This window comes from Cyanobium sp. LEGE 06143 (assembly GCF_015207535.1).
Lineage (GTDB): Bacteria > Cyanobacteriota > Cyanobacteriia > PCC-6307 > Cyanobiaceae > NIES-981.
On the sequence record NZ_JADEWP010000111.1, the window covers coordinates 1 to 8,436 of the forward strand.

Annotated in this window: 9 protein-coding genes; 5 read left to right on the forward strand and 4 right to left on the reverse strand. The window is 71.3% G+C overall.

The window, feature by feature from the left end; translation table 11 throughout:
* From IQ216_RS08865 to lipB, 4 genes are all read right to left on the reverse strand, one after another.
* A partial coding sequence (locus IQ216_RS08865) for a biotin/lipoyl-containing protein (RefSeq protein WP_304523975.1) occupies positions 1–282 on the reverse strand: 282 nt, incomplete at its 3' end.
* A gap of 29 nt (positions 283–311) precedes the next feature.
* Positions 312–755: a YlqD family protein gene (locus tag IQ216_RS08870; protein WP_193815187.1), complete on the reverse strand. Its 444-nt coding sequence runs from the start codon at positions 753–755 to the stop codon at positions 312–314.
* A gap of 61 nt (positions 756–816) precedes the next feature.
* The gene (locus IQ216_RS08875; protein WP_370566681.1) at positions 817–2,808 is read right to left on the reverse strand and encodes an AMP-binding protein; all 1,992 of its coding nucleotides are present in this window, start codon (positions 2,806–2,808) and stop codon (positions 817–819) included.
* Positions 2,809–2,834: 26 nt separating this feature from the next.
* Positions 2,835–3,515 carry a lipoyl(octanoyl) transferase LipB gene (gene lipB, locus IQ216_RS08880; protein ID WP_193815189.1) on the reverse strand — a complete coding sequence of 227 codons (681 nt, stop codon included), beginning with the start codon at positions 3,513–3,515 and terminating at the stop codon, positions 2,835–2,837.
* Positions 3,516–3,569: 54 nt separating this feature from the next.
* Between lipB and hpf the strand changes: the two genes are divergently transcribed.
* The 5 genes from hpf to IQ216_RS08910 are packed head-to-tail and all read left to right on the forward strand — an operon-like array spanning position 3,570 to position 8,418.
* Complete coding sequence (gene hpf / locus IQ216_RS08885) at positions 3,570–4,157, forward strand: ribosome hibernation-promoting factor, HPF/YfiA family (RefSeq protein WP_193815190.1); 588 nt, start codon at positions 3,570–3,572, stop codon at positions 4,155–4,157.
* Entirely contained in the window at positions 4,154–4,828 is a 675-nt protein-coding gene (deoC, locus tag IQ216_RS08890; protein WP_193815191.1) for a deoxyribose-phosphate aldolase, read from the forward strand. The genes hpf and deoC overlap by 4 nt, the downstream gene beginning before the upstream one ends.
* A gap of 7 nt (positions 4,829–4,835) precedes the next feature.
* Positions 4,836–5,630 carry a DNA repair protein RecO gene (gene recO, locus IQ216_RS08895; RefSeq protein ID WP_193815192.1) on the forward strand — a complete coding sequence of 265 codons (795 nt, stop codon included), beginning with the start codon at positions 4,836–4,838 and terminating at the stop codon, positions 5,628–5,630.
* Between the two features lie 17 nt (positions 5,631–5,647).
* Complete coding sequence (locus IQ216_RS08900; protein WP_193815193.1) at positions 5,648–7,057, forward strand: MFS transporter; 1,410 nt, start codon at positions 5,648–5,650, stop codon at positions 7,055–7,057.
* A gap of 26 nt (positions 7,058–7,083) precedes the next feature.
* On the forward strand, positions 7,084–8,418 hold the full coding sequence (locus IQ216_RS08910; RefSeq protein ID WP_370566682.1) for a glycosyltransferase family 4 protein: 1,335 nt from the start codon (positions 7,084–7,086) through the stop codon (positions 8,416–8,418).
* Positions 8,419–8,436: the final 18 nt, after the last annotated feature.

Here is an 8,436-nt window from a genome sequence, read left to right on the forward strand (position 1 = left end):
GGCTGCGGGAGCCGCCGCGGCCACGGCGGCGATGTCGGCCTCGCTCTCCACGATCAGGCCGATCGTTTCACCCACCGGCGCCGTGCCGCCGGCCGGCATCAGCACGGCGGCCAGGAAGCCCTCCTGGAAGGCCTCCACGTCCATGTCGGCCTTGTCGCTCTCCACCACGAGCACCGATTCGCCCCGCTCGACCCGATCGCCGGGCTGCTTGAGCCACTCCACGATCTTGCCCTCCGTCATGGTGGAGGAGAGGGCGGGCATGAAGATTTCGTGGGTGGCCAACGGGGTGCGCCGCGCGGAATGGGCGGATTTTACGAGGCGCCTTCCACCGCTTCGATCACGCCATCGCGCACCAGGACCGAGGCGTGCAGTTTTTCCACCAGGTTGTCGCCCACCTGCACCGTGCAGAAGCTCTCCAGCTGCCCCTGCTCCACGATCTGCTCCATCTCCAGCTCGCGCACCTGGCGTTGCTGCTCCAGCATCTGGCGCTTCTGTTCCTCGAGCTCGGATCGCTTCGCCGCCACCTGCTGCTGCACTGACCCCACCTGCTCCTGCACCCGGGGGTCGAGGGGGTTGGCGCTCTGGCGGCGGATCTCATCGATCACCTGCTGCCCCTCCTGCTCCAGCTGGGCCAGCTGGGCGTCACTGGTGGCGAGGCCATTGCTCAGTTCCCGCTCCGCATCCTCCTTCCAGCGCGGGGTGACCACAGCGCGCACGGTGATGGAGCGCTTGATCGAAAGACTGGCGTCGGCCATGGGGGAAGGGAGGCAGCAGTCAGGTTGTCAGCGCGGCGGGTGCTGGTCAACCGACGGACGCTCAGTGGGGCCGATACAGCGCCTCGATCGCGGCGGCATCGCGGCTGGCGATGCGGTCACGGCGCTGCTTGAGGGTCTGGGTGAGCAGGCCGTTGTCGAGGCTGAAGGGCTGCACCAGCGCCACCCCCCCCAGCCGCTCCTCGGGCCGGGAGCCTGGCCGGGCAGCCAGCAGGCGGTTGCACTCACGGGTCAGGGCCCGCAGCAGGGCCGGCTCCGCCGGCTGCCCCTGAGCCCAGGTGAGGCCCGCCTCGGCCGCGAACGCCACCAGCTGCTCGGGCCGGGGCACCAGCAGGGCCCCCAGCTGCTTGCGGTCCTGCCCCACCAGCATCACCTGCTCCAGCAGCGGACTGGCCACCAGGGCATCCTCCAGGGGGCCGGGCTCGATGTTCTCACCGCTGCTGAGCACGATCGTGTCCTTGGCCCGGCCGGTGAGCACCAGGGAGCCATCGGGCAGCAGATGGCCCAGATCCCCCGTGTCGAACCAGCCCTCGGCGTCCAGCACACGGGCGCTGGCCTCGGGCTTGTGCCAGTAGCCCCACATCACCTGGGGGCCACGGGCCAGCACCAGCCCCCGCTGCCCCAGGGTCAGGGGCCGATGACTCTCGGGGTCGGCCACTCTGATCGCCGTGCCGGGCAGGGGCTGGCCGGCGCTGCCGCGGCGGTTGGCCCAGGGGCGGCGGCAGGTGAGCACCGGGCTGGTCTCGGTGAGGCCGTAGCCCACCAGCAGCTCGATGCCGATCGCCTCGAAGAAGCCATCCACGTGCAGGGCGAGGGCACCACCGCCGCTGATCGCCGTGCGCAGCCGTCCGCCCACCAGCTGGGTGCGCACCTTCGGCCACAGCACCGCGCCGGCCAGACGATGCAGCGGCCAGCGCAGCAGCGCCTCGAGGGCGGCCCAGGCCCGGCTCGCCGGCGGCTCGGGGCTGAGGGTGAGATCGAGCATGCGGCGACGGGCCAGCCCCTGGGCGCGGCTGTTGGCCAGGGCGGCGCCGATCAGCCGCTGGCGGGGGGCCGGCATGCTGCGCAGGGCGTCCTCGAAGCCCGCCAGGATCGCCTCCCACAGCCGTGGCACGCTGATCAGATAGTGAGGTTGCACCCGCTGCAGGTCGGGCCGCAGCTGCTTGAGCGTGGTGTAGGTCTGATGGCAGCCGCAGGCCAGCAGGAAGTACTCGGCGCTGCGCTCGTAGGAGTGCCAGATCGGCAACACGCTCACCACCCGGTCACCGGGCTGGGGTGTGACGGCCACACCCAGGTGGCGCAGCTGGTGCAGCAGGTTGGCGTGGGTGAGCGGCACACCCTTCGGCTGGCCTGTGGTGCCGGAGGTGTAGAGAATCGTGGCCAGGGCCTGGGGATCGGCCGGTGGCGGCGGGGCCGGCCGGCCGGCCGCCAGGGCTTCAGCACCCCGCTGGGCCAGCTCCTGCCAACCCATCAGCGCCGTGCCTGAGGGGGTTTCGCCGGCAGGCGGCTCCCCCTCGATCAGCACCACGAAGCGCAACGCCGCCAGAGCGGCTGGCGGCAGCTCGAGCTGCCGCCACAGGGCCGCCGACTCCACCACCAGGCCGATGGCGCCGGAGTCCTCCAGGATGTAACGCAGCTCCTCCACCGGAGCGGCGCTGCCGCGCACGGCATCGGCAGCACCGCAGCGCATCAGCCCCTGGTCGGCCTGCAGCCAGCGGCTGCCGTTCTCGGCAAAGATCGCCACCACGTCACCGCTGGCCACGCCAAGAGTGCTCAAGCCTGCCGCCAGCTGCTCAATCCGCTCCTGGAGCTGGCGGTAGCTCAGCGACTCGGGCACTGCCGCATGGGGGGCCTCCAGGGCCGGCGCATCGCCGTAGCGCTCGGCCAGCAGCGGCCAGAGGCCGTGAATCCCGCTGAGCTGGCTCCAGTCGCTGTGCAGGGCCAGGGCCTGCTGGTCGCGACGGCTGCCGCTCCAGTGGATCTCGGCAAGCTCAGGAGCGACCTCAGGAGCGGCAGATGAGGGAGCTGGCGACACGGGCTCTGCCCAGAGAGTCACCATCGTTACCATCCCTGGAGCTGTTCGTGGGGTGCCGGGGGGCGCAGGTTCAGCTGGAACCGCTGGGCGAAGGCCGCCAGCAGCGGGGTGCGCAGCCCCGCGGCCGTGAGGCTGGGATTCAGGTCGGTGAGCCGGCCCACGCGCTGATCGGCCAGACCGCAGGGCACCACCGCCTCGAAGCCGGCCAGATCGGCCTCCACGTTCAGGGCCAGGCCGTGCTGGCTGATCCAGCGCCGTCCCCCCACTCCGATCGCCGCCACCTTGCGGCCCTCCAGCCACACACCGGTGAGCCCCTCGATGCGCTCACCGCGCAGGGCCAAGCCCGCCAGCAGGTCGATCACCACCTGCTCCAGCTGGCGCAGGTAGAGGTGCAGGTCAGCCCCGTGGCGGCGCAGGTTGAGCACCGGATAGAGCACCAGCTGGCCCGGGGTGTGGTGGGTCACCTCGCCGCCGCGGTCGATGCGGTGCAGAGGGAAGGGCAGGGCACTGGGGGGAGAGCGCAGGAAGGCCTCCGAGGCTCCGCGCCCCAGGGTGTAACAGCTCTGGTGCTCCAGCAGCAGCACGGCATCGGGTCCCTCAGGGGCAGCCAGCAGGCGCTGCTGCAGCTGCCGCTGGGCCCGCCAGGCCGGCTCGAACGCCACTGGAAGGCGGGATTCAAAAAGGATTGCGTCGAGCGGGGGGGGCACCGGCAGGCGTTCCTAGCGTGGGGATGAACCAGCAACGGAGCCGGCTGCTATCTGATGAAACTGCTGATCCATGGCCGCAATCTTGAAGTCACCCCCGCCATCCGGGAGTACACCGAAACCAAACTGACCCGAGCCATCAGCCACTTTGAGGGCATGGTCAAGGAGGCTGACGTGCACCTCTCGGTGGCCCGCAACCCCCGCGTGCCCCAACAGATCGCCGAGGTGACGATGTTCGCCAACGGCACCGTGATCCGGGCCCAGGAACACAGCGACAACCTCTACGCCAGCATCGACCTGGTGGCCAGCAAGCTCACCCGTCAGCTGAACCGCTACAAGGAGCGCATCCACGAGCGCCATCAGGGCCCGGTGCATCGCTCCGCCCGCGACGAGGAGGCCGGTGCCGCCGCCCTGCCACCCCCCGGCGGCAGCCTCACCGATGGCRAGGAGCCGGAACTCCCCAACCGCGGCGTGCGGCGCAAGTACTTCTCCATGCCGCCCATGACCCTGGATGAAGCCACCCACCAGCTGGAGTTGATCGACCACGACTTCTACGTGTTCCGGGAGGCCGAGACGGGGCAGATCCAGGTGGTGTATCACCGCAACCATGGGGGCTTCGGGGTGATCCAGCCGAAGGAGGCGTGAGTCGCGAACGCCCCGATCTCATCCCCCTGATCGAGCACGCCCTGCTGGATCCCCTGCAGGGCAGCGAGGCCATCCAGCAGGGCTGTGATCAGGCCCGCCACTACGGCTTCGCCGGCCTGTGCGTGGCCTCACGCTGGGTGGATGAGGCCCGCCAGCGCCTGCCGCTGGCGAGCTCGGGCCGCGGCTCCGGGCCGCGCCTGATTGCCGTGGTGGGATTCCCGTTCGGAGCGGTGCCCGCCGCCGTGAAACGGGCCGAGGCCGAGGCCGCCGCCGCCGCCGGGGCCGACGAGCTCGATGTGGTGCCCGACTTCGGCGCCCTGGCCGACCGGGACAGCGCCAGGGTGCTCGATGAGCTCTCGGCCCTCTGCGAGCTCGGGCTGCCCGTGAAGGTGACCCTGGAGGCGGGGCGCCTGGAGCCCGAGGCCCTGGCCCTGCTGGTGGAAATCAGCATCGATGCCGGCGCCCGCTTCCTCAAGAGCGGCGCCGGCTTCGGGCCGCCGGTGACCGCGGCCCTGGTGGCCCAGCTGCGCGACCTGGCCCGGGGCCGGGCCGGCATCCAGGCCTCCGGCGGCATCAGCGMCCTCGAGCAGGCCGTGGAGCTGGTGGAGGCTGGCGMCAGCCGCCTGGGCACCAGCCGGGGGGTGGCCCTCGCCCTGGCCCAGAAGAGCTGAGGCGCCTGTGGCTGAGGAACGGCTGGACAGCCTGGCCCTGAGCAGCAGGCCCCTGGGAGAGAGCGACCGCCTGCTCACTGTGCTCAGTGAGGCGCACGGGCTCAGCCGCCTGGCCGTGCCCGGGGCCCGCAAACCCCGCAGCAGCCTGGCGGCGGCCGTGCCCCTGGCCCATCTGCAGCTGCAGGTGGGTGGACGCAGCGGCCTGCGACGGGTGCGCCAACTACGGGTGCTGCACAACTACAGCCAGCTGGCCCAGCGCCTGGAGACCCTCGCAGCCGCCCAGGCCCTGGCTGAACTCTGCATGGCCCTGGTGCCCACAGACGAGCCGGTGCCGGGAATGCTCACCACCGTGCTGATGCATCTGGGTCGGCTGGAGCTGCTGGTGCGCGATCGCAGCGACAACCTGGAGGCCCTCGCCGTGGCCGTGCAGGCGGCAGTGCACTTGCTGGCCCTCGGCGGCTACGCCCTCCCCCTGAGCAGCTGCTGCCGCAGCGGGGCGCCCCTGGACCCTCCCGTGGGCACCTGGGAGTGGCGCTGCAGCCTGCTGCCCGGCGAGGGCTTCGCGATCGGCGCCATCGCCGGAGCCCGGGTGGTGCTGAATGCCTCCGAACTGGCCCTGCTGCAACGGCTGCCGCGGGCCACCCTGCCCCGCCGCCGCGACGGGGCCCTGATGGGCCCCCAAGTCGTGTGGCTGCACCTGCTGGAGCTGCTGGAGTGCTGGTGCGGCGAGCATCTGAGCCGGCGCCCCCGATCCTTCCGGCTGCTGCGGCAGGGGATCGAAACCGCCTCCGGACCGCCCTGAAACGGCCCTGAGCCATCATGGGCAGCCGTGCTCGGGGCCAATCCAGCTTGACCGGCAGTCCAGAGGGCTCCCCTGTGAGCAGGGGGCCGGGCCCAGGCAGGACCAGATCAGGGATCCAGGCCGTGCTGGCCTTACCCGACTTCCGCCTGCTCTGGCTGGGGCAGATCTTCTCCCAGCTGGCCGACAAGTTCTACATCGTGCTGATGGTGTTCCTGATCGCCCAGACCTGGGTGCGCGGTACGCCGGATGCCAACCCCGCCCTGGCCGAGGCCGCCACGGCGATGCGGATGGATCTGCCCGAGACCAGGGCCCAGATGATCACGCTGCTGGCCACGGGCATCTACGTGGCCAACACCCTGCCCGCGATGCTGCTGGGCACCGTGGCCGGCGTCTGGGCCGACCGCTGGCCCAAACGCACCGTGATGGTGGCCTCCAATGGCCTGCGGGCAGCGCTGGTGCTGTTCGTGCCCTTCTGTCTGGTGGACAGCCCGCTGTGGCTGGGGCTGAGCGTGGGCTACTGGGGCCTGGTGCTGATGACCTTTCTGGAATCGGTGCTCACCCAGTTCTTTGCGCCGGCTGAGCAGGCCGCCATCCCCCAGCTGGTGCCGAGCCAGCACCTGCTGGCGGCCAATTCCCTCTATCAGGCCACCAGCATGGCGGCCACGATCGTGGGCTTTGCCCTCGGCGATCCGATCCTGCGGCTGCTGCAGCGGGTCCTGGCCGGGATCGGCATCGAGGGGGGTGAATTCCTGTTGCTGCCCACCTGCTACGGCATCGCGGCCCTCTCGATCTCCCGCATCCGCTGGCGGGAATCGCCCCGGCCGGTGGCCCGCACGTCGGTGCTGTCAGAGATCCGCCAGGGACTGGCCGTGGTGCGGGAGCGGCCGCCGGTGGCCCGGGCCATGGGCCAGCTGGTGCTGCTCTACAGCCTGCTGGCGGCCCTCTACGTGCTGGCCATCAGCCTGGCCTCGGCGGTGCCGGGGCTCGGTCCAACCCGTTTCGGCACGCTGCTGGCCATGAGTGGCCTGGGATTGGGGATCGGCGCCCTGGCCGTGGCCCAGCTGGGTCAGCGGCTGCCGCGCCGCAGCCTGGCCGCCGCCGGCCTGGGCACGATCGGCTGGAGCCTGCTGCTGCTGGGCCAGCTGCGCGGCAGTCTCGTGTTCACCCTGCTGCTCTGCGGGGTGCTGGGGGTCGGCGCCGCGATGCTGGCGATCCCGGCCCAGACCACGATCCAGGAAGACACCCCCGAGGCGATGCGGGGCAAGGTGTTCGGCCTGCAGAACAACCTGATCAACATCGCCCTGAGCCTGCCCTTGGTGCTCGCCGGTGCGGTGGTGAGCCGCTGGGGTCTGCTGCCGGTGCTGTGGGCGCTGGCCTCGATCACCCTGGTGGCGGCCCTGGCCGAGCAGCCCTGGCGCCGCTGGTAGCGTCAGGGGAAGACGCGCGAGGCTGGGTGGCTCAGATTGCCTGGCTAGGCAAGAAATCTCCCTTCTGCGGCAACGTCACCTACGGCCTCACCACGACGTATGCCCTGCGGGAGCGCGGCCACGGCGTGAGCTTCATCCACTTCGACACCCCTGCTACCCAGCTCGGGCGCCCTGGGGTCGAGCCCGGTGGCCTGGCGCCTGAGGCCGTCGGTCGCTGGGGGGGCTCGAACCTGAGGCGCCGCGGGCAGCGCAGCCGTGCTGGTGGTGCCGGGGGCAGGCTGGGGGACGGGGCAGTGCTGGACCTGCCGGAGGCGGTGCATGACCTGGGCCCGGTAGGGGCGCCTTCCCCAGGCGGAACGGACCCGGAGGTGATCCTCTCCTACCTGGTGAAATCCCAGGTGTACACGATTCCCTCACCCGGGGCCCAGCGTGAGTTGCGGGAGTCGCTGGAGCGGCTGCGCCCCGATCTGGTGCACGCCAGCCTCACCCTGTCCCCGCTCGACTTCCGGCTGCCGGACCTCTGCCAGCAGCTGGGCCTGCCGCTGGTGGCCACCTTCCATCCGGCCTTTGACGCCAGCCTGCGCAACCTCACGGCCGGCACCCAGCAACTCACCTACCAGCTTTACGCCCCCGCCCTGGCTCGCTTCGACCGGGTGATCGTGTTCTCCGATCGCCAGGCAGAGGTGCTGATGCGGCTGGGGGTGAGGCCCGAACGCCTCGCCGTGATCCCTAACGGCGTGGACAGCGACACCTGGACGCCCGCCCCAGCCGCTCCCTCCAAAGAACTGCAGGCCCTGCGCCACCAGTTCGGCGGCAGCCGCGTGTTCCTGTACATGGGCCGGATGGCCACCGAGAAGAACGTGGAGGCCCTGCTCAGGGCCTGGCGGCTGGTGCGCCCCGCTGGCTGCAGGCTCGTGATCGTCGGTGATGGTCCCCTGCGGGCCGCCCTCCAGGGCGCCTCCCAGGACGATGACGTGGTGTGGTGGGGCTACGAGCCCAACCTGGCCACCCGGGTGGCGCTGCTGCAGCTGGCCGAAGTGTTCCTGCTGCCCTCCCTGGTGGAGGGCCTCTCCCTGGCCCTGCTGGAGGCCATGGCCTGTGGCACGGCCTGCATCGCCACCGATGCCGGCGCCGATGGCGAGGTGCTGGATGGCGGGGCCGGCATCGTGATCAGCACCCAGGGGGTGACCACCCAGCTGCGCACCCTGCTGCCGGTCCTGCGGGACCAGCCCGTGCTCACCACCGAGCTGGGGCGGCGGGCGCGGGCCCGGGTGCTGGAGCGCTACACCCTCAGCCGCAATCTCGACGCCCTCGAGCGGCTCTACGGGGAGCTGATCGGCAAGCCCACGCTGGCCGCCTGATCCCCAACCCCCTCAGCC

What these genes read in the sequence shown, in the direction of transcription:
- IQ216_RS08870 (WP_193815187.1), bottom strand. Translation starts at nt 755, where the DNA reads ATGGCCGACGCCAGTCTTTCGATCAAGCGCTCCATCACCGTGCGCGCT.
- IQ216_RS08900 (WP_193815193.1), top strand. Translation starts at nt 5,648, where the DNA reads ATGGGCAGCCGTGCTCGGGGCCAATCCAGCTTGACCGGCAGTCCAGAG.